The organism is Pseudomonas sp. HD6422 (assembly GCF_025377065.1).
In the GTDB taxonomy this organism is placed as follows: domain Bacteria; phylum Pseudomonadota; class Gammaproteobacteria; order Pseudomonadales; family Pseudomonadaceae; genus Aquipseudomonas; species Aquipseudomonas putida_U.
Window position 1 is genome coordinate 23,659 of sequence record NZ_JAHWIW010000036.1, and the last position, 18,490, is coordinate 42,148.

At 55.2% G+C, this 18,490-nt stretch carries 16 protein-coding genes; 10 read left to right on the forward strand and 6 right to left on the reverse strand.

The window, feature by feature from the left end; translation table 11 throughout:
* Window positions 1-8: 8 nt before the first annotated feature.
* The 8 genes from recF (at window position 9) to KY379_RS22465 (ending at window position 11,019) form a co-directional block, all read left to right on the forward strand.
* The gene (recF, locus tag KY379_RS22430) at window positions 9-1,112 is read left to right on the forward strand and encodes a DNA replication/repair protein RecF (protein WP_261241868.1); all 1,104 of its coding nucleotides are present in this window, start codon (window positions 9-11) and stop codon (window positions 1,110-1,112) included.
* 4 nt (window positions 1,113-1,116) lie between these two features.
* On the forward strand, window positions 1,117-3,537 hold the full coding sequence (gene gyrB / locus KY379_RS22435; RefSeq protein WP_133325664.1) for a DNA topoisomerase (ATP-hydrolyzing) subunit B: 2,421 nt from the start codon (window positions 1,117-1,119) through the stop codon (window positions 3,535-3,537).
* An 836-nt stretch (window positions 3,538-4,373) separates the two neighbouring features.
* Complete coding sequence (locus KY379_RS22440; protein WP_011953077.1) at window positions 4,374-5,012, forward strand: TnsA endonuclease N-terminal domain-containing protein; 639 nt, start codon at window positions 4,374-4,376, stop codon at window positions 5,010-5,012.
* Entirely contained in the window at window positions 4,993-6,951 is a 1,959-nt protein-coding gene (locus tag KY379_RS22445) for a DDE-type integrase/transposase/recombinase (RefSeq protein ID WP_011953078.1), read from the forward strand. Before KY379_RS22440 ends, KY379_RS22445 begins: the two co-directional genes overlap by 20 nt.
* A complete protein-coding gene (locus KY379_RS22450; protein WP_010951429.1) occupies window positions 6,948-7,907 on the forward strand; it encodes a TniB family NTP-binding protein in 960 nt (319 codons plus the stop codon). Before KY379_RS22445 ends, KY379_RS22450 begins: the two co-directional genes overlap by 4 nt.
* A gap of 75 nt (window positions 7,908-7,982) precedes the next feature.
* Window positions 7,983-9,899 carry a TniQ family protein gene (locus KY379_RS22455; RefSeq protein WP_010951430.1) on the forward strand — a complete coding sequence of 639 codons (1,917 nt, stop codon included), beginning with the start codon at window positions 7,983-7,985 and terminating at the stop codon, window positions 9,897-9,899.
* Window positions 9,900-9,955: 56 nt separating this feature from the next.
* Window positions 9,956-10,315 carry a histone-like nucleoid-structuring protein, MvaT/MvaU family gene (locus tag KY379_RS22460; protein ID WP_010951431.1) on the forward strand — a complete coding sequence of 120 codons (360 nt, stop codon included), beginning with the start codon at window positions 9,956-9,958 and terminating at the stop codon, window positions 10,313-10,315.
* A 371-nt stretch (window positions 10,316-10,686) separates the two neighbouring features.
* Window positions 10,687-11,019, forward strand: coding sequence for a DUF2790 domain-containing protein (locus KY379_RS22465; protein ID WP_011953079.1), 333 nt, complete (start codon window positions 10,687-10,689; stop codon window positions 11,017-11,019).
* Between the two features lie 97 nt (window positions 11,020-11,116).
* On the opposite strand, the gene KY379_RS22470 is transcribed toward KY379_RS22465, so the two are convergent.
* From KY379_RS22470 to KY379_RS22495, 6 genes are all read right to left on the reverse strand, one after another.
* Window positions 11,117-11,572, reverse strand: coding sequence for a DUF411 domain-containing protein (locus tag KY379_RS22470; RefSeq protein ID WP_011953080.1), 456 nt, complete (start codon window positions 11,570-11,572; stop codon window positions 11,117-11,119).
* Complete coding sequence (locus KY379_RS22475; RefSeq protein ID WP_011953081.1) at window positions 11,562-12,341, reverse strand: c-type cytochrome; 780 nt, start codon at window positions 12,339-12,341, stop codon at window positions 11,562-11,564. Before KY379_RS22475 ends, KY379_RS22470 begins: the two co-directional genes overlap by 11 nt.
* Before the next feature lie 9 nt (window positions 12,342-12,350).
* Window positions 12,351-13,466 (reverse strand): copper resistance protein B, encoded by a 1,116-nt coding sequence (locus tag KY379_RS22480; RefSeq protein WP_011953082.1) that lies wholly within the window; start codon window positions 13,464-13,466, stop codon window positions 12,351-12,353.
* Window positions 13,456-13,779 (reverse strand): hypothetical protein, encoded by a 324-nt coding sequence (locus KY379_RS22485; RefSeq protein ID WP_012269845.1) that lies wholly within the window; start codon window positions 13,777-13,779, stop codon window positions 13,456-13,458. The genes KY379_RS22480 and KY379_RS22485 overlap by 11 nt, the downstream gene beginning before the upstream one ends.
* 14 nt (window positions 13,780-13,793) lie before the next feature.
* On the reverse strand, window positions 13,794-15,704 hold the full coding sequence (locus KY379_RS22490) for a copper resistance system multicopper oxidase (RefSeq protein WP_023377932.1): 1,911 nt from the start codon (window positions 15,702-15,704) through the stop codon (window positions 13,794-13,796).
* A gap of 182 nt (window positions 15,705-15,886) precedes the next feature.
* On the reverse strand, window positions 15,887-16,093 hold the full coding sequence (locus tag KY379_RS22495) for a co-regulatory protein PtrA N-terminal domain-containing protein (protein WP_011953085.1): 207 nt from the start codon (window positions 16,091-16,093) through the stop codon (window positions 15,887-15,889).
* Window positions 16,094-16,259: 166 nt separating this feature from the next.
* Here KY379_RS22495 and KY379_RS22500 point away from each other — a divergent pair, with 166 nt between their 5' ends.
* Window positions 16,260-16,937 (forward strand): heavy metal response regulator transcription factor, encoded by a 678-nt coding sequence (locus KY379_RS22500; RefSeq protein ID WP_011953086.1) that lies wholly within the window; start codon window positions 16,260-16,262, stop codon window positions 16,935-16,937.
* A complete protein-coding gene (locus tag KY379_RS22505; RefSeq protein WP_011953087.1) occupies window positions 16,937-18,343 on the forward strand; it encodes a heavy metal sensor histidine kinase in 1,407 nt (468 codons plus the stop codon). Before KY379_RS22500 ends, KY379_RS22505 begins: the two co-directional genes overlap by 1 nt.
* Window positions 18,344-18,490: the final 147 nt, after the last annotated feature.

Sequence of the window (18,490 nt, forward strand, 5' to 3'; positions counted from 1 at the left end):
TAGGCACAATGTCTCTTCGACGTATCATGGTCACCGCGGTGCGCAACTTGCACCCGGTGACTCTCTCTCCCTCCCCCCGCATCAACATTCTTTACGGCGCTAACGGCAGCGGCAAAACCAGCGTGCTAGAAGCTGTGCATTTGCTCGGGTTAGCCCGTTCATTTCGCAGCACACGTCTGAATCCGGTAATCCAGTACGAACAGCCGGCTTGCACGGTGTTCGGCGAAGTGCAGCTGATCGAGGGTGGAACCAGTAACTTGGGCGTCTCCCGGGAACGTCAGGGGGAGTTCACCATCCGTATCGACGGGCAGAATGCCCGCAGTGCGGCGCAGTTGGCAGAATTGTTGCCGCTTCAGCTGATCAACCCCGACAGCTTCCGTCTGCTGGAGGGAGCCCCAAAAATTCGCCGGCAGTTCCTCGACTGGGGAGTGTTCCACGTGGAACCCCGGTTCATGCCCGCATGGCAGCGTTTGCAGAAGGCGCTGCGGCAGCGGAACTCATGGTTGCGGCATGGTACACTTGACCCAGCTTCGCAAGCCGCCTGGGACCGGGAATTATGCCTGGCCAGCGCGGAAATAGATGAATACCGTCGCAACTATATCAAGGCCTTGAAGCCTGTCTTCGAGCAAACCCTGAGCGAACTGGTCGAGCTGGATGGGTTGACCCTTAGCTACTACCGAGGCTGGGACAAGGACCGGGAACTCAACGAAGTACTCGCCTCCTTTCTCCTGCGTGATCAGCAGATGGGCCATACCCAAGCCGGCCCGCAACGTGCTGATCTACGCCTGCGTTTGGCTGCCAATAACGCAGCTGACATTTTGTCTCGTGGTCAGCAGAAGTTGGTGGTGTGCGCACTGCGCATTGCCCAAGGCCACCTCGTCAGCCAGGCTCGTCGCGGTCACTGTATTTATCTGGTGGATGACTTGCCGTCCGAATTGGATGACCAGCATCGCCGTGCGCTGTGTCGCTTGCTAGAAGAATTACGCTGCCAGGTGTTCATCACCTGTGTGGATCACGAATTACTGAGGGAAGGCTGGCAGACGGAAACGCCAGTTGCTTTGTTCCACGTGGAACAGGGCCGTATCACCCAGACCCACGACCATCGGGAGTGAAGGCATGAGCGAAAATCAAACGTACGATTCCTCCAGCATCAAGGTGCTGAAAGGTTTGGATGCCGTGCGCAAGCGTCCCGGCATGTACATTGGCGACACCGATGACGGTAGCGGCCTGCACCACATGGTCTTCGAAGTGGTCGACAACTCGATCGACGAAGCCCTTGCCGGGCACTGCGATGACATCACGGTGATCATCCACCCGGACGAATCCATTAGTGTGCGCGACAACGGTCGCGGCATCCCTGTCGATGTGCATAAAGAGGAAGGCGTTTCCGCCGCCGAGGTCATCATGACCGTACTGCACGCCGGCGGTAAGTTCGATGACAACTCCTATAAGGTTTCCGGCGGATTGCACGGTGTAGGTGTCTCGGTCGTCAATGCTCTCTCGGAGAAGCTGGTCCTCACCGTTCGCCGCAGTGGCAAGATCTGGGAGCAGACCTACGTTCATGGCGTGCCACAGGCGCCGATGGCCGTGGTAGGTGATAGCGAAACCACCGGTACCCATATTCATTTCAAGCCTTCGGCTGAAACGTTCAAGAACATTCACTTCAGCTGGGACATTCTGGCCAAGCGTATTCGCGAGTTGTCGTTCCTCAACTCGGGCGTCGGCATCCTGCTGAAAGATGAGCGCTCCGGCAAGGAAGAGTTCTTCAAGTACGAAGGTGGCCTGCGTGCTTTCGTCGAATACCTGAATACCAATAAAACGCCGATCAACTCTCAGGTGTTTCATTTCAGCGTTCAGCGTGATGATGGCGTCGGTGTCGAAATCGCCCTGCAGTGGAACGATAGCTTCAACGAGAACCTGTTGTGCTTCACTAACAACATTCCGCAGCGTGATGGCGGCACCCACCTGGTGGGCTTCCGTTCCTCACTGACACGTAGCCTCAACAGCTACATCGAGCAGGAGGGTCTGGCCAAGAAGAACAAGGTCGCCACCACTGGTGACGACGCACGTGAAGGCCTGACCGCGATCATTTCCGTGAAGGTGCCGGATCCGAAGTTCAGCTCCCAGACCAAGGACAAGTTGGTCTCCTCGGAAGTGAAAACTGCCGTGGAACAGGAGATGAACAAGTACTTCGCAGACTTCCTGCTGGAGAATCCCAACGAAGCCAAGGCCGTCGTCGGTAAGATGATTGACGCTGCCCGCGCCCGTGAAGCGGCCCGTAAAGCCCGCGAGATGACCCGCCGTAAAGGCGCACTGGATATCGCCGGCCTGCCAGGCAAACTGGCGGATTGTCAGGAGAAGGACCCTGCTCTTTCCGAACTGTACCTGGTGGAGGGTGACTCCGCAGGTGGCTCGGCCAAGCAAGGTCGTAACCGTCGTACCCAGGCGATCCTGCCGCTCAAGGGCAAGATCCTGAACGTCGAGAAAGCCCGTTTCGACAAGATGATCTCGTCTCAGGAAGTGGGCACGCTGATCACTGCGTTGGGCTGTGGTATTGGCCGCGAAGAGTACAACATCGACAAGTTGCGCTATCACAACATCATCATCATGACCGATGCTGACGTCGACGGTTCGCACATTCGTACCCTGCTGCTGACCTTCTTCTTCCGTCAGTTGCCAGAGCTGGTCGAGCGTGGCTACATCTATATTGCTCAGCCGCCACTGTACAAGGTGAAGAGAGGTAAACAGGAGCAGTACATCAAGGACGACGAGGCCATGGAAGAATACATGACTCAGTCGGCCCTCGAAGATGCTAGCCTGCACCTGGACGAATCGGCCCCTGCTGTTTCCGGCGTGCAGTTGGAAGCCCTGGTGAATGAGTTCCGTAGCGTGATGAAGACCCTCAAGCGTCTGTCGCGTCTGTATCCGGAAGAGTTGACCGAGCATTTCATCTATCTGCCGGAAGTCACTTTGGAGCAGCTGGGTGATCACGACGTCATGCAGGCGTGGTTGGCCAAGTTCCAGGAGCGTCTGAGCAACAACCAGAAGTCGGGCTTGGCTTACAAGACCAGCCTGCGTGAGGATAAAGAACGTAATATCTGGCTGCCTGAAGTGGAGATCATCTCCCATGGACTGGCGAGCTACGTGACTTTCAACCGCGACTTCTTCGGCAGCAACGACTATCGCACCGTGGTCAACGTCGGCGCCAAACTCGCCAGCTTGCTGGGCGAAGGCGCGTACGTGCAGCGTGGTGAGCGTCGTAAGGCGATCGTCGAGTTCAAGGAAGGCCTGGATTGGTTGATGAACGAGACCACCAAGCGCCACACCATCCAGCGATACAAAGGTCTGGGTGAAATGAACCCGGATCAGTTGTGGGAAACCACCATGGACCCGACTGTGCGCCGCATGCTCAAGGTCACCATCGAAGACGCCATCGCCGCTGACCAGATCTTCAACACCCTGATGGGTGATGCGGTCGAGCCACGTCGTGACTTCATCGAGAGCAATGCCTTGTCGGTTTCGAACCTGGACTTCTGATCGAGTGTAGGTTCACAGAAAAGCTGCACGCTTTCACAAATAGATGACCGGCCGGGCTTCAACCATGGCCCCTGTCGGTCACCATCAAGCCCGCCTTCGCGGGCTTTTTTTTGCCTGGAATTCCTGCCGGGGCGCCCTACTCCGCTCATTGGAAAATGATGCAGATGGGGGGATTTGAGGAAGTGATTTGATGGGGCGCTGGAAGTGCTGAGAGGGTCGGCGGGCGGATCTGAGCAGCAGAGAGATTGAGAGGACTTTAAAACTAATATTTGAACACCTTAATAGTTAATTAAGCGTACGTGTTAAGTATTAATTTGAACAATTTAGTATGGAAATGGAATTTGGTGGAAGTTGCCATTTTGGATTTTTTGTAGATTTCGAAGGGATGTTGGAATAAGATCTATGACCAACTTTTCCGCTTTGCACTGAAGATTTTCAGCCAAATCAGCTGTTTGAAGCGAGAGCTTCAGACCTGATCCAAATTGCTCCAGCGATCACGAAGTGGCCGTTTAGAAATAAAGAGAGCAAGCCGATTGCTTTAGATTCTGATCAGTCATGAGAGTCATGACCAATGAGAGAAAAGGAGACCTGAAAATGTAGAAAAACGCGATCAATCCCGAGAGGACTGACCGCGCTTAGCGAAGCAGACTTGCGTCCTCAGAACCCGCAATGTCTGCTTTTTCGAAGCGACTGTCAATCCTCTCCCATTTTTTCGACCTTAGCGAGGTTACTCGACGGCACAGTGTTGCCTGTCGAAAGGCCTCACTTCGCCCGCCCTGCGCCTTGATTTTTTGGCGCAGCGTCGGCGCTCGTTTCGAGATTTTCGGAGGTGTTTCATGACAGTACGAAAGGTGGTCACGCGGCGGTCCAACCATTACCGCGGCTACTTCCCATCGCTCAAAAATAAAAAGCCTGTGCCCTGGGAGTCCCAGCTCGAAGGCGCTCTTTTTCGGCTTCTTGAGCTGTCTCCTGCGGTCATCGGCTACGTCCCGCAGCCCAGTGAGGAACGTGTTCCATCGCTCCAGGGCTACTTCAAATATTACCCAGACGTACAGGTTTTCCTCGCGGATGGGCGCGAGTGGTGGTTTGAAGTGAAGCCTCACGACCGACTGAAGATTGCCAGCGTCAGGCAGCGACTGGATGCCGCTGAGCGCTACTTCAACGCCACTGCCCGTAACTTTTCGGTGATCACTGAAAAGTTAATTGAAGCTGAACCCCTGGCTACCAATCTTAGAAGGCTGATGTATCACCGGCGCGGTCCAGAGCTTTCGCATCAGGCGTTGGAGGAGGTAATGGCGACCTTCAACGAATGGCCGCCTATGACCGTTGCAGATCTGCTCTACGTGGTTGGTGAGGGGAAAGCCTGGCGCTTGTTAGGCCTTGGGGTGGTGGGCATTGACCTTGATAGGTCAATTGACACTGACTCCCCGGTCTTCCTGCAAGGGGGGCACCGTCATGCAAACCTTTTCCCTTAGGGTGAAATTGGTCGTCATCGTTCGTGGCGTACTGATGGTGCTTGAGAAGAGGCTTATTGACCGGAAGCTGCTCTTTTTCGATGAGCTTGGTGAGCCCACGAAGCTATCCGAGAAGGAGTTCTATGAGGCCTACGAGAAGCGCGAGATCGAGATCTCCGCTGATCAGCCATACCTTGGGAGGGTTCCGTATGTGCGGAACGTCCCTCCAGATATTTCATGCTTCCCCAAAAAACATGGAGATGAGGCATTGCGTCGACGCAAGTATCTGGACGACCTAACTAAGCGCGGTAAATACAAGCTACCGGGTGACGAAGACATGATCAAGAAGCTTAGAGATATCGCCAAAAAGATTGGGGATGCGTGCGCACCCTCGGTTTCCACTATTCGACGTTGGGCAGCCAAATACATTGGCCAGAACGTAGTAAAGCTTATCCCTCAGCATGCCAAAAAGGGTCGGGCTGCCGCGATACAGGGAGAGCTCGAAGTTATTCTTGAAGGGGTGATTAATAAAACCTACCTGCAGGATACGATTCCAGCGGTCAGCGTGGTCGTTTCAGAATTCGAGGATCAGATAAAAGAGAGGAACAAAAGTCGTTTGCCTTCGGATCAGCTCAAGATCCCAAGCGGAATGACTGTCCGAAGGTACATCGCCAAGCTGGATCCGTACCTTGTGGATAAGGAGAGGCTCGGAAAACACGCAGCAGACAAGAAGCACCGTGTTGCGGCGGGTGTCCTACGTGTCCATGAGATTTTGGAACGTTGGGAAATTGATCACACCTTGTTGGACGTCCAGCTTGTGGATGAAACCTCGGGGCTGTGCATTGGGCGCCCCTATCTGACGATCGTCCTCGACCGCTTCTCTCGAATGGTGATGGGATATTTGCTCCACCTGTCGGCGCCAAATACGGAAACCGTGCTTCGTGTGATCGAACGCTCAATCCGTCCAAAAGCCGAATTGCTGAAGCGCTTTCCGAAAGTGAGAAATGAATGGTGGGCACGTGGGCTGCCGGCTCGAATAGTCCCAGACAACGCAGCGGAATTTCACGCGGGCGATCTCATCATGGGATTCAACGAGTTGGGTATCGAGATCATGTATCCCGCTTCAAGGGCCCCTCAAAGGAAAGGTGCCGTCGAACGCTTTTTCAGCACACAGAACCTGGGGCTTATCCACAACCTCCCGGGTACCACCTTCTCGAATATCCAGCAGCGTGGCGATTACGACTCGGAGAAGAATGCATGTTTCACGCTCCCTCAATTGGAGGCGGTGGTAGTGAAATGGATCGTCGATGGTTACCACCAGACTCCTCATCGGGGGCTGGACAACAGAACACCGGCTCAAGTCTGGGGGACTAGCGAGGCGAACCATGTCATCAGCCTTCCCGTCGACCTGGACTCGTTGGAGTGCATTCTGGCCAAGCGGGCCTCGGTGAAGGTTCACCATTACGGCATCGAGGTTGCCAAAGTGGGCTACCACTCTACGGAACTTGCTGAGCTCCGTATGCGTTTGGCAGACGGAGAAAAGGTAAACGTCCGCTATCGAGACGAAGCCGGGCACGTTTGGGTTCACGACCGCTTCAGAAACTTGTTCTTCAAAGTGCCCGCCAAAGATGAGCGAATGGCCGGTAAGAGCAGGGAGGTGTGGAAGGCTGCCGAGAAAGCGCTGCGAGAAAAATATAATGAGCAGCCTAGCTTCGAGGCTACGCACAGGTGCTACCAGGAAATTATGGAAGATGCAGACGAGGCCCGCCGTTCGCAGACGCTCAGAAAACGACGCGCAGCTGCCATAGCGAAAATCGACAAGGAGGGTCGAGTGACCGAAAGCACGCCTCCACCCAAGGTACTCGCTGAAGTGGAATGGACCGGTGACTCTATTCCTAACATTCCGCCAGCAGCCTTCAAGGTCTCGGTTCGTCGCCCTGCTGGGAGTTCTAAGCCATGAACGCCATCAATCTGTACGAATGCTACGAGCATGGTGAATACAGCTTTACGCTCCGCGATCGTTTTATTCACAGCCCTCAAGTCGAGCGAGCGTTGACGCGACTAGGCGATATCCACGGCGATAGTCGGCGTACCAGAGCAAGTAAAGGGTTGCTGATCCAAGGTCCAAGCGGAGTGGGCAAGAGCACATTGGTCAAGGAGTACATTCGGTCATTGGAGGAATTGGAGAGCCATGACCCACAGAAGCGGACAGTTCTGTTCGTCGAGATGCCTTCGTCTCCAACCAAAAAGAACCTGGCAGCAGCCATTTTGGCAGAGCTGAAGGATCCCTTCGCAGAGGCACGAGGACATTCGGCAGAGGTTAAATTTGCGCGAGTAGTCCTGCTGCTGAAGAACCTTGGCGTGGAGATGTTGGTCCTCGATGAGGCGCAGCACCTGGTCGATTATCGTCGTAATGGTGCGTATGAGGCAGCAGACTGGATCAAGAGTCTGATGAATGAAACCAGTATCGCGTTTGTTCTGATTGGGCTGAAGCGCACCGAAAATCTCCTGCTAGCAAACGAGCAACTGCGACGCAGGTTTTCGGCCACGGTGGCATACGATCGCTTCACCTTCTCCGCTAATACGTCTCTTCATTTCGTGATGTTGTTGCAGGCAATCGAGGGCGAACTGCCTGTTCAAACCATCAGTTTTGTAGAGCCAGCGATGATTAAACGCTTCTACCTGGCTTCCTATGGATTGATCGACTACCTCATCAAGATTGTGGACAGGGCTGTTTGGCTGGTTCAAGTCCAGGACCTTGTCGGGATTGAACTTCCTGTGCTGGCCCAGGCTTTTGAAGACGAGGTTTGGAGCTACGCCACCGAGGATCGAAACCCCTTCAGTGCGAGCTTCAATTTCCAGCCTCTGTTCGGGAAGCGGGAGCCGTTTGAGACGTTCGAAGAGAGCAGTACCTGACGGCCAAGGGCCGGGCTTATCGGCCCGGCTCTACTCCCCTGATTTTTATGTCTTCGATTTCATGGATGTGTAGGAATGTTTGGTCTTTTAATCAACCCACGACCACACCAAGACGAAAGTCTTTTGGGGTACCTGCAGCGCCTGGCGAAAGCCAACGGATTACCCAGAAAGGAACTGCTCACCGCCTTTGCACGAGCCGACGAGACCGATGTTGCGGACTGGCTGCAGATGATGGAAGGACCACTGAGCTGGCCTGCGGTATCTGCTGAGTTTCGTGATCCAAGGCCCAAGGGGGTCAAGTTATGGACGACTCATCACGCTCGTTACTGTCCGATCTGTTTGGGCGAAGCCGGTTATTGGAGAGAAAGCTGGGGCTTGACCCTGGTTACGACGTGTTCTGTCCACGGCACTGAACTCCACGGGCGGTGCCCCAACTGTCTGAAGGAAACCGATCCAAGCGCAATGAGTGCGAATAGTTGCCAAGCGTGTGGCACCTCATTGAGTGGGACCAATTTTGAGATCGCGCCGGCGAGTGATACGGCCGCCTGGCTCACCTCTGGCTTTGAAGATAGGTTTTACGCCGACTCGTTGCCAGCTGACGCGGGATTGGCGGCCCTCACCTACGAACAGTTTCACGAGTTGTCATCGCGTCTCGCTGTCAGAAGTTTGCCTACGGAAAGAACCCAGCCGCTGAAGGTTGCTGATTCGGGTTCGCTAGAGATATCGCGGCTTATGGCAAACGCGGCGGGCGTGGTTCTCATGAACTGGCCTCTCGCATTCAGAGAACTGCTGAGTGGCCTCAAGGCAGTCCATTCCGATAACGAACATTGGACGCTCAGCAGATCGTTCGGCCCGATATACCACGACATCCACCGTGATCTGGATGACTCTTGTTTTGACTTTCTTCGTCGAGAGTTCGAATCATTTCTGCAGCATGCGTGGGAAGCACCGTTAGCGAAGCGAAATCGCAATTTGAGTGAGGAGACGATTGAGAGACATCGTTGGGTGTCGTTCGATTCTGCTGCTGAAGCTTGTGGTCTCGGGGTATCAGTCATAAAACGCCTTCATCAGGAGGGACAAATCGCCTATCGGGAGAAGGTCCATGAAGATCGAGTCTTTACGGTCGTGGACCTGGATCATTTGAAGGCAATCTCGCAGCATCTCCAGGGCGTGGCTGATATGAAAGAAACCTCGACTTTGCTAAGCCTCTGTCGCAATCGGGTTAGGCAGCTGCTAGCTGGTGGTACCCTCCAGTTCTTTGGTGGAGAACCGCGCCCAGGCGAAAGGTGGCTGATTGACTGCCGCTCGATCAACGAATTGATTGATGAGAAGCTGCCTACCAGCTCTGACCAGAGCCTGGTGTCGATCAACTACTTGGCCAAGCATTCTCTGCCCAAGGGGGGTGGGTTGGTCGAGTTGGTTCAGGCAATACGTGCAGGTGAACTTCGCGCTTACGGCCCAGCTGAGAATGGCTCGGTTGCGGTAGGGGCGTGGTTACTCAAGCCGCAAGATTTTGCAGCGTGGCAACAAGCCCGAGCTGAGAACAAGAGTCCGGTCTTTCCCGGCCTGTCGGTAGTCAAGGCTGCTGCGCTGTTAGGCGTCAAAGAACAATGCGCATACGCGTTCGTTCGACTGGGTCTGCTATGGAGCACTGCTGTCGAACGAGGCCGGCGTACGCAATTGATGGTTAAGCCTCAAGCCATCGACAGATTCAGACGTGGCTATATCTTGGGACCGGAGATTGCGGTGTATTTGGGGAAGTCGACCAGGGAGGCGTTCAAGCACCTTTGGGAGGCCAGGTTTCGCCCCGTTGCGGGGCCATCCATTCCAAACGCGGCTTGCCGGCAGTACGTTTGGGTAAGAAGCAAAAAGCTGATCGATTACCTCGCAAGTGAAGCCGCCCAGATCGACGATCCTGAAGCCATCACGTTTTTATCCACACCGATCGCTCAGCCTCGTGATTGCCGATTCAGGCATGTGGGATCAAGATAGTTAGCACGCTTTCTTTCTTGATTGCTAAAATCATCGAACCCATTTTGGAGAATCTTATGTCCCGTCTCGCTGAATTCCGCCTGCTCGAACAACAGCTCGCAGCCCAACTGGCGGAGCTGGAAGCGCTGAAAAATGACTCTGCCCTGAAGCAGGAAATGGAATTTGAAACGAAGCTGCGCAGTTTGCTCAACGAGTATGGCTACGGCCTGCGCCAAGTGGTGCTGATCCTCGATCCGCAAGCGGTGGCTTCCACTGATATGGCCCCAAAAACCTCTCGGAAACCACGCGAAGTGAAGGTCTACAAGAATCCACACAGCGGAGAGGTTGTTGAGACCAAGGGTGGTAATCAGCGTACGCTTAAGGCCTGGAAAAACGAGTATGGCGCTGAGGTAGTCGAGTCTTGGCTCGCCAATTGATTGCACTGCAGGCGGCTTCTGGCACGAGATGAATCGTGGTGCGCCCCGAATGCAAATTCCCATTCTGGGGCGTGACGAAATTTTCTGCGGGTGGTGGATTTAGAGAATTAAAACTGTCGCTAGAGGGTCCCGTCTTTCGCGGCCTGCAGCCATTTGGAGAGGAAACGCAAAACTGTCGCAATCACCCAAAACGCCGGTTCAGACTGATTCGCTAGAGAATTAAAACTGTCGCAGCCTGAAACGACGCGGCTTTCACGTGTATTCAGAGCCATCATTATCGATAGCCTGCTTACAAACATGTAATTCCTGGATCACGTGGATGACAGCTCCCAGTCGGTAAGCTTCACTCATGTCTTCATGGAGTAACAGAAATGAACACCGCTAAAAGCATTGCCGCCCTCATGCTCGTAATCGCCTCCTCATCCGCTTTAGCTGAAGGAGGATCTGATCGCTTACACGGAAAGATGATTCAGGCAAATGAGCAAGCAATGCGTGCCTACGCCGCTGCCAATGGAAAAAAACCACCTGAAGTGATCCATTATCGCTACGGAATGAAACTGGATGTGGCGAGAGTTATCAGTATGACTTCGCTCAAAGGTAGCTGCGACGTGATGCCGACACAGATGAATTACGAGGACTCAACAGGTGAGTTGAAAATCCTCGAATATCGCTCTGCTGGAATTAACTGTAGAGGTCAAAACTGACCGAAGGGACAGGGTAAGTCTTGGAGTAAGCTGACCACGACCAGCGCTGCAGCTGGTCGGCTGGCCGGCAGAAGCCCTTCCCCCGGGGCATCTTGCATTACGTGTCAGGATAACTGGCAACTACTTGATCGTCCCCACTCTTGGTGAGGCCGATGACTTGATAGGCGTGTTTCATGCCATCAACCTCCATACCTGGTGAGCCAGCGGGCATGCCAGGTACCGCGACGCCTGCCAGGTCGTTGCGCTTTATGAGCTCCTGCACCTGGGCTGCGGGGACGTGACCTTCCACAAACTTGCCATCGATAACCGCGGTGTGACACGAAGCCAGCCTCGGAGCTACTCCTAGCTCTTGCTTCACCGCCCTCATGTCCGTTTCAACGTGGTCGACGACCTTGAAGCCGTTTGCCTCCAAGTGCGCTATCCATTTCTTACAGCAACCGCAATTAGCGTCCCGGTGCACATCGATAGTCAGGGGCTCCGCAGCAAAGGCGGCTGAGGCGATTAGAAGTGACGCTGCGGTACTTAAACCGAGGAAGCGGCGCTTACTTGTCATGAGTGTGCTCCTTCCCGTCTTTGTGCACATGGGTTTTGGGAGTAGAACCTGTGTGGTGGTCCGAGTGCGCCTCGCCGGACTCGTGTTCACCGTGGTGCTCCGCTACTGATGAAGACTCCGAATGCGAACTGCCATGATCATGACTTTCCTCAGCCACGCCGTTTGCTGCGGAATCATCATGATTTCCATGACCTGATTTCGCACCACCGTGTTGGCCTTCATGGTTATGCATATCGCTTTCGCCACCGCCATGTTGGTGACCACCACTGGAAGCGACCATCATCTGGTACTGCTCAGCATTGAGTTGCGGTAGCTGGTCCAGGAACGCGACGATTCCCCAGATGTACTGGTCGTCCATGCTCTTACCCCAGGCTGGCATGCCTGTCGCTTTGATACCGTGCTTGATGGTCCAAAACGCAGCAGCAGGGTCACCGCTTACACCTATCTCGGTGAGGTTTGGTGGGGATGGGTATAGGGCTTGGCTGAGTTCAGTTTTCTCCACCCCTGGCGCGAGGTGGCAACCGATACACATGGCGTTGTAGTTGCCTGCCCCTGCTTGGATGAGAGCAGGATCTTTAAGGTTTGGCACCTCAATGTCGCTTGCTCGGACTTCAATCGAGCGATCCCGCGCCATGGCCAAAAACGCATGCACAGCGGGGAAGTGTGGGTCGTCCGCACCAACGTTCACGAGACCGAAGTAAGCAGCACCTAGCACTGCTGCGCTAGTAACAGCACCTGCCGCCACCAGCGTTGTAATTGTTTTTTTCATGTTGAGTTCTCAAAACCACATCCGAATACCGGCCACAAAACGAGCTTCGTCCACGTCCCCGCCTTCATCCCGAATGAAATCGGCGGTTTTGCCGTAGGAACGGCTCCAGGTGACACCTATGTATGGCGCGAACTGGCGAACAATCTCGTACCGTAACCGCAGCCCGACTTCGGTGTTTGCCAGGCCAGAGCCGACGCCGCGTTCCGGGTCGTTCTTGCCATAAAAGTTGGCCTCAGCGGTTGGCTGAAGAATTAAACGATTGGTTAGCAAGATGTCGTACTCGCCCTCCAGACGGGCAGCGGTTTGACCGTTCTCGCCGATAAAGGCGGTGGCTTCAGCTTCGAAGTCATACAGGGCCAGGCCCTGAATACCGAACGCAGCCCAGGTCTGCGGATCCTCCGGTTTGAAATCCTGCCGGACGCCGGCGACAACATCCCACCACGGGCTTACCGAGCGGCCATAGAGGAGCTGCAGCTCAGCATCTTCAGTCACACCATTGGTTCGTTCACCTTCCGAGCGAATCCAGAGCCTATTGATATCGCCGCCCACCCAGCCGGATGCATCCCAAGCAAGCGTGCTACCTTCATCGGCATCTTGGTATTCCAGTTGGTCTAGCAAGAAAAAGCTGTTGAACCCGCTGTCATCCATTTTGTGCCCGTCAAGCGGGGGGAAGGCAGCCTGCCGGTCGGCATCAGTCAGCACCGGGATTGGCGTACGGCTGGTCGGGGTCGGCGAATCAGCGTTCCCGTTTCCCATCGTGGAATGACCCATCGCGCCATGATCCATGCCTTCCATGGACCCGTGATCCATGCCTTTCATGCTTCCATGGTCCATCTTGCTGTGGTCCATCGAGGCGGGTTTCGCTTTGGGCTGGCCATGGCCCATTTTGCTGTGATCAACGGGTGCAGGTTGCGTGGGTTGCTTGCTCGCGCCCATCTGGCTGTGGTCCATGCCCGGCATCGCAGCCTGTGATGAGGCGTGGTCCATCTGCATGGCACCGTGGCCCATTGCCGAGTGGTCCATTCCGGAATGATCCATTTCAGCGGCGAAGCTGGGCGAAACGCCCAGCACACCTAAAGAAACGGCGAATGCCAGCAGCGATGGTCGTGCAACGCTATTGGCCATTTTTCCCTGCCTTAGCTTTGTCGCTGCCATGCGATTCCATCATTTTGCTGTGATCCATTCCTTCCATGGAACCATGATCCATGCCCTCCATAGAGCCATGATCCATGCCTTTCATGGAGCCGTGATCCATGCCTTCATGGTTCATGCCCTGGGCTTGCTTGCTCTTCGAGCCGTTCGATTGCGCCGCGTTGGACGACTTTTGAGAGTGCTGATCATGGTTGTCACTGGACCAGGAAGACGGGGCGTACACCGCGAGCAGGCCAACCATCGCGGCAGAGAGGAAAAAGGCGCTTCGTTTCATTGGTTTGCTCATCTCGTATCTCCAGTTCATTCGTCCACGCGGACTTCTCGGAACATGCCCATCTCCATGTGGTACATGAGGTGACAGTGATAGGCCCAGCGCCCGAGTGCATCTGCGGTTACGCGATAGCTTCGTTTCGAGCCAGGCGGCATATCGATCGTGTGTTTTCGCACCATGAAATTGCCGTCCTCATCCTCCAGGTCACTCCACATGCCGTGCAGATGGATGGGGTGAGTCATCATGGTGTCGTTGACCAAGGTAATACGCAGGCGCTCGCCGTACTTGAGCCGCAGCGGCTCTGCGTCAGAAAACTTGATCCCATCGAAGGACCAAGCGAACTTTTCCATATGCCCGGTAAGGTGCAGTTCGATTGTCCGGCCAGGTTCCCGGCCGTCAGGGTCGATGAAGGTGCTACGCAAATCCGAATACGTGAGAACCCGACGCCCGTTATCGCGAAGCCCGATCCCCGGATCGCTCAGCTTTGGCGTAGGGGTCATGGTCTGCATATCGACCAGAGGGTTGTTTGTTTCGGAGGCGGGATGGTTCTGCATGGCACCGCTGGCGGCCATATTGCTTTGGTCCATACCGGTCATGTTGCCGTGGTCCATGCCAGCCATCTTGCTATGGTCCATACCGGCCATGCTGCCGTGGTCCATGCCAGCCATCTTGCTATGGTCCATACCGGCCATGCTGCCGTGGTCCATGCCAGCCATCTTGCTATGGTCCATACCGGCCATGCTGCCGTGGTCCATGCCAGCCATCTTGCTGTGGTCCATACCGGCCATGCTGCCGTGATCCATGCCACCCATGCTGCCGTGGTCCATCCCCATATCACTCATGGAGATGAGAGGCCTTGGATCTACAGCCGGCACCGGTGCCTGCAGGCCCTCACGGACAGCCAAGGTACCCCTTGAATAGCCGGTGCGATCCATGGATTGAGCAAAGATGGTGTAAGCCTGCTCGTTTTCAGGCTCGACAATGACATCGTAGGTTTCAGCAACGGCAATCCGGAATTCATCGATCGACACTGGCTTAACGTACTGACCGTCGGCTGCGACAACCGTCATTTTCAAGCCGGGGATCCGCACGTCGAAATAGGTCATCGCCGAGCCATTGATAAAGCGAAGCCGGATTTTCTCCCCTGGCTTGAAGATTCCCGTCCAGTTCCCATTTGGCGCCTGGCCGTTCATGAGGTAGGTGTAGGTGTGCCCGCTCACGTCAGCGAGATCGGTTGGGCTCATCTTCATCTCGGCCCACATCTTTCGATCGGCCACAGCAGCAGACCAACCTTTCTCGCTCACGTCGTCGACGAAGTCGCCAACGGTGCGCTTGTGGAAGTTGTAATAGTCCGACTGTTTTTTGAGCTTGGACATAACCCGCGCCGGGTCTTCGTCGGTCCAATCACTCAGCATGACGACATAGTCACGATCGTAGGTGAAAGGCTCTGGATCCTTGGCATCAATCACCAGCGCACCGTAAACACCGACCTGCTCCTGGAAGCCCGAATGGCTGTGGTACCAGTAGGTGCCGTTCTGGTGGACCTTGAACTTGTACTCGTACATGCCGTCGGGAGCGATGCCATGGAAGCTTAGACCCGGCACGCCGTCCATATTCGCCGGCAGGATGATGCCGTGCCAGTGGATGGACGTGTCCTGCTTCAAGCGGTTGCGAACCCGTAGCGTGACCGTGTCGCCTTCGCGCCAACGGAGTATTGGTCCTGGCAGCGAACCGTTGATGGCCATCGCCGTTCGAGCTGCCCCGGTAATGTTCACCGGGAGCTCCCCGATGTACAGGTCAAAATCGGTGCCGGTCAGTACGTTAGGCTGGCCAGGGCTGGTTACGGCCCAGACCGGCGCGCGCCACATGCCCAGCCCACCCAGTAGTCCGGTAGCAGCCAGGCCTTTGACGAATGAACGTCTCGTGGTTTTGCTTTGCATGCCGTTGCGTCCAATCAGGTAGATCGCTGATATCCAGACTGCGGGATCCGCAGCCATCTGGTTTCAATTGAGCTCCCCCAAGCCTCGTAGACTTTCGCCAAAGCACAAGGATTGCGGGAGGCAATACCCCGAAAGCTGACATAGTTCAGATTCCGGGGTGATTACATTTCTGTAAGCTAAGCTCAGCAGCTCTCGTGGCCGGGGTGCTTTTGGCTTTGGGCGGTAACAGGAGCCTCTGCTTTTTTCTCCTGAGCAACCTGGTAAGCCTGCATGGAAGATGCACGTGCAGCTTCCATCCTGGCGAAGGTGCGATCCGCGCCGCCTTCAGCCAGGGCGAGGCTCGCCATGCCGAAGGTGACTACCATCACAATCGCTTTGATCATGTTCATTTGCGTTTCCTCTAAGGGTCAGTTTCGCCTGATTGGCGCCGTTCACAGTGCTCAAGCTAGCTACCCGGCACTGTCAGCAAGCTGAGCCCGACATTACTTTTCCGTCAGCTTCTGGTTGGGTGCCTTTTTTGCTGCACACTGAAGGGCATCCAAGGGGGCGCAGCAGATGAAATTACTCGTAGCCGAAGATGAGCCAAAAATCGGGGCCTACCTGCAGCAAGGGCTGACGGAGGCAGGCTTTACCGTCGATCGTGTGGTCACAGGGACCGACGCGCTGCAATACGCTTTGAGCGAGGCGTATGACCTGCTGATTCTTGATGTAATGATGCCGGGGCTAGACGGCTGGGAGGTGCTGCGGATGGTACGTGCGGCAGGGAAAGAGGTCCCAGTCTTGTTTTTGACGGCCCGTGATGGCGTGGACGATCGCGTGAAAGGGTTAGAACTCGGGGCTGACGATTACCTGGTCAAACCCTTTGCATTCTCGGAACTGCTAGCGCGTGTGCGCACTTTGCTGCGAAGAGGCAGCAGTGGCTATGCTCAGACCACTATGAAGATGGCTGACCTGGAGGTAGACCTGCTTAAGCGCCGGGCCACCCGAAATGGCAAGCGGATCGACCTCACAGCCAAGGAGTTCTCCTTACTGGAACTACTCATGCGCCGACGCGGCGAGGTACTGCCGAAGTCCCTGATCGCATCGCAGGTGTGGGATATGAACTTCGACAGCGACACTAACGTGATCGAGGTTGCTGTTCGTAGGTTGCGGGCCAAGATTGATGACGATTTCGCCCCCAAGCTCATACATACAGTTCGTGGCATGGGCTATCTGATGGATGTTCCCGAGTAATGCGCGCCCAATCGTCGCTCGTTAAACGCCTTACCCTCATGTTCATGTTCGCGGTCATCGCCGTATTGGTCGTTGCCGGCGTGAGCTTCTACATGCTCAGTCAGCACCATTTCCAGATGCTGGATGAGCAAGCCCTGGCCGAGAAACTCGAATCCACCCGGCACATCCTTTCACTTTCAGCAGCACGTGATGAACTTGAGGATCAGGAGCCTCAACTGCGTGCTTTGTTGGGGGCTCATCAGGACCTTTCTGCGGAGATTCTTGATGCTGACGGTACTGTCCTGTTCTCGGACTCCAAGGCATCCCGCATCCCTGAGCGCTTTAAGCAGGCCTCTTCTGGCGCCGTTTGGGACTGGCAAATCGACTCGCGGAACTTCCGGGGGATTACCTCTCAACTGGCTATAGCGCAGGCGCAGGCGCCGGTAACAGTCATGTTGATGCTGGATGTCACCAGCCATGCCCACTTTTTCAAGACGCTGCAATGGTGGTTCGGCATTGGCTTGGTCATCAGCGCTCTGGTTAGTGCAGGATTGGGGTGGATCGTGGCCAAGAGCGGTCTTCGGCCGGTTGGGCAGATCACCAAGGTGGCGACATCCATGTCTGCCCGGTCCCTTCGCGAGCGAATTCCATTGGAGCCCGTGCCGCTTGAATTGCAGGAGCTGATCCTCTCCTTCAACGGAATGCTTGCACGCCTGGAAGACGCGTTCGTCCGGCTATCAAACTTCTCAGCCGACATCGCACATGAGCTGCGGACTCCGGTAAGTAATCTTCTGACGCATACCGAAGTCGTTCTGACCAAAAAACGCGACCTCGATGCCTACGAAGACAACCTCTACTCCAATCTTGAAGACCTCAAGCGCATGTCGCGCATGATCGATGACATGCTGTTCCTGGCAAAAGCTGATAACGGCTTGATCATCCCCGAGCAGGTTGATATCGATCTGGTCGGGCTAGTGTCCAGACTGATTGAGTACTACCAGCTTGCAGCCGAAGACCGAAGCATTCGGCTTGCCCTTCAAGGCGAAGGTACGATCCGTGGTGACCGGCTAATGATTGACCGGGCGGTTTCCAACATTCTATCCAACGCTTTGCGCTATACCCCCGAAGGCCACGATATCGCCGTCCGGATTGTCGAGGCGGCTGATCAAGTGAACCTGTCCGTCCAGAACAATGGGGCCACGATTGATCCGGAACATATCAACAAAATCTTCGACCGGTTCTATCGCGCTGACCCTGCAAGGCGGGAAGGAAGCCCAAGCAACGCCGGCTTGGGTCTGGCCATAACGCGTTCGATCATCGAGGCTCATGGTGGGCGAATTTGGTGTACCTCCGCTGACGGCGTGACGAGTTTTCACATCGCTCTGCCGCACGCCAAACAATCCACTTCCAAGCCTCAAACGGCTTAATGCTCATTTCATGCGTGTAACCTATACTCGGCCATCATGAACCGGCTCCTACGACTGTTCACCATCCTGCTTCTAATCGCATCGCTTCCTCTCAACGGCATGGCGGGAGTCGACTCAGCCATTGAACCATGCCCCATGCAAACCATG

Bases quoted from the DNA above. Each gene is read 5' to 3' on its own strand.
- recF (WP_261241868.1), top strand. From the start codon at position 9: ATGTCTCTTCGACGTATCATGGTCACCGCGGTGCGCAACTTGCACCCG.
- gyrB (WP_133325664.1), top strand. From the start codon at position 1,117: ATGAGCGAAAATCAAACGTACGATTCCTCCAGCATCAAGGTGCTGAAA.
- KY379_RS22440 (WP_011953077.1), top strand. From the start codon at position 4,374: ATGACAGTACGAAAGGTGGTCACGCGGCGGTCCAACCATTACCGCGGC.
- KY379_RS22445 (WP_011953078.1), top strand. From the start codon at position 4,993: ATGCAAACCTTTTCCCTTAGGGTGAAATTGGTCGTCATCGTTCGTGGC.
- KY379_RS22450 (WP_010951429.1), top strand. From the start codon at position 6,948: ATGAACGCCATCAATCTGTACGAATGCTACGAGCATGGTGAATACAGC.
- KY379_RS22455 (WP_010951430.1), top strand. From the start codon at position 7,983: ATGTTTGGTCTTTTAATCAACCCACGACCACACCAAGACGAAAGTCTT.
- KY379_RS22460 (WP_010951431.1), top strand. From the start codon at position 9,956: ATGTCCCGTCTCGCTGAATTCCGCCTGCTCGAACAACAGCTCGCAGCC.
- KY379_RS22465 (WP_011953079.1), top strand. From the start codon at position 10,687: ATGAACACCGCTAAAAGCATTGCCGCCCTCATGCTCGTAATCGCCTCC.
- KY379_RS22470 (WP_011953080.1), bottom strand. From the start codon at position 11,572: ATGACAAGTAAGCGCCGCTTCCTCGGTTTAAGTACCGCAGCGTCACTT.
- KY379_RS22475 (WP_011953081.1), bottom strand. From the start codon at position 12,341: ATGAAAAAAACAATTACAACGCTGGTGGCGGCAGGTGCTGTTACTAGC.
- KY379_RS22480 (WP_011953082.1), bottom strand. From the start codon at position 13,466: ATGGCCAATAGCGTTGCACGACCATCGCTGCTGGCATTCGCCGTTTCT.
- KY379_RS22485 (WP_012269845.1), bottom strand. From the start codon at position 13,779: ATGAGCAAACCAATGAAACGAAGCGCCTTTTTCCTCTCTGCCGCGATG.
- KY379_RS22490 (WP_023377932.1), bottom strand. From the start codon at position 15,704: ATGCAAAGCAAAACCACGAGACGTTCATTCGTCAAAGGCCTGGCTGCT.
- KY379_RS22495 (WP_011953085.1), bottom strand. From the start codon at position 16,093: ATGAACATGATCAAAGCGATTGTGATGGTAGTCACCTTCGGCATGGCG.
- KY379_RS22500 (WP_011953086.1), top strand. From the start codon at position 16,260: ATGAAATTACTCGTAGCCGAAGATGAGCCAAAAATCGGGGCCTACCTG.
- KY379_RS22505 (WP_011953087.1), top strand. From the start codon at position 16,937: ATGCGCGCCCAATCGTCGCTCGTTAAACGCCTTACCCTCATGTTCATG.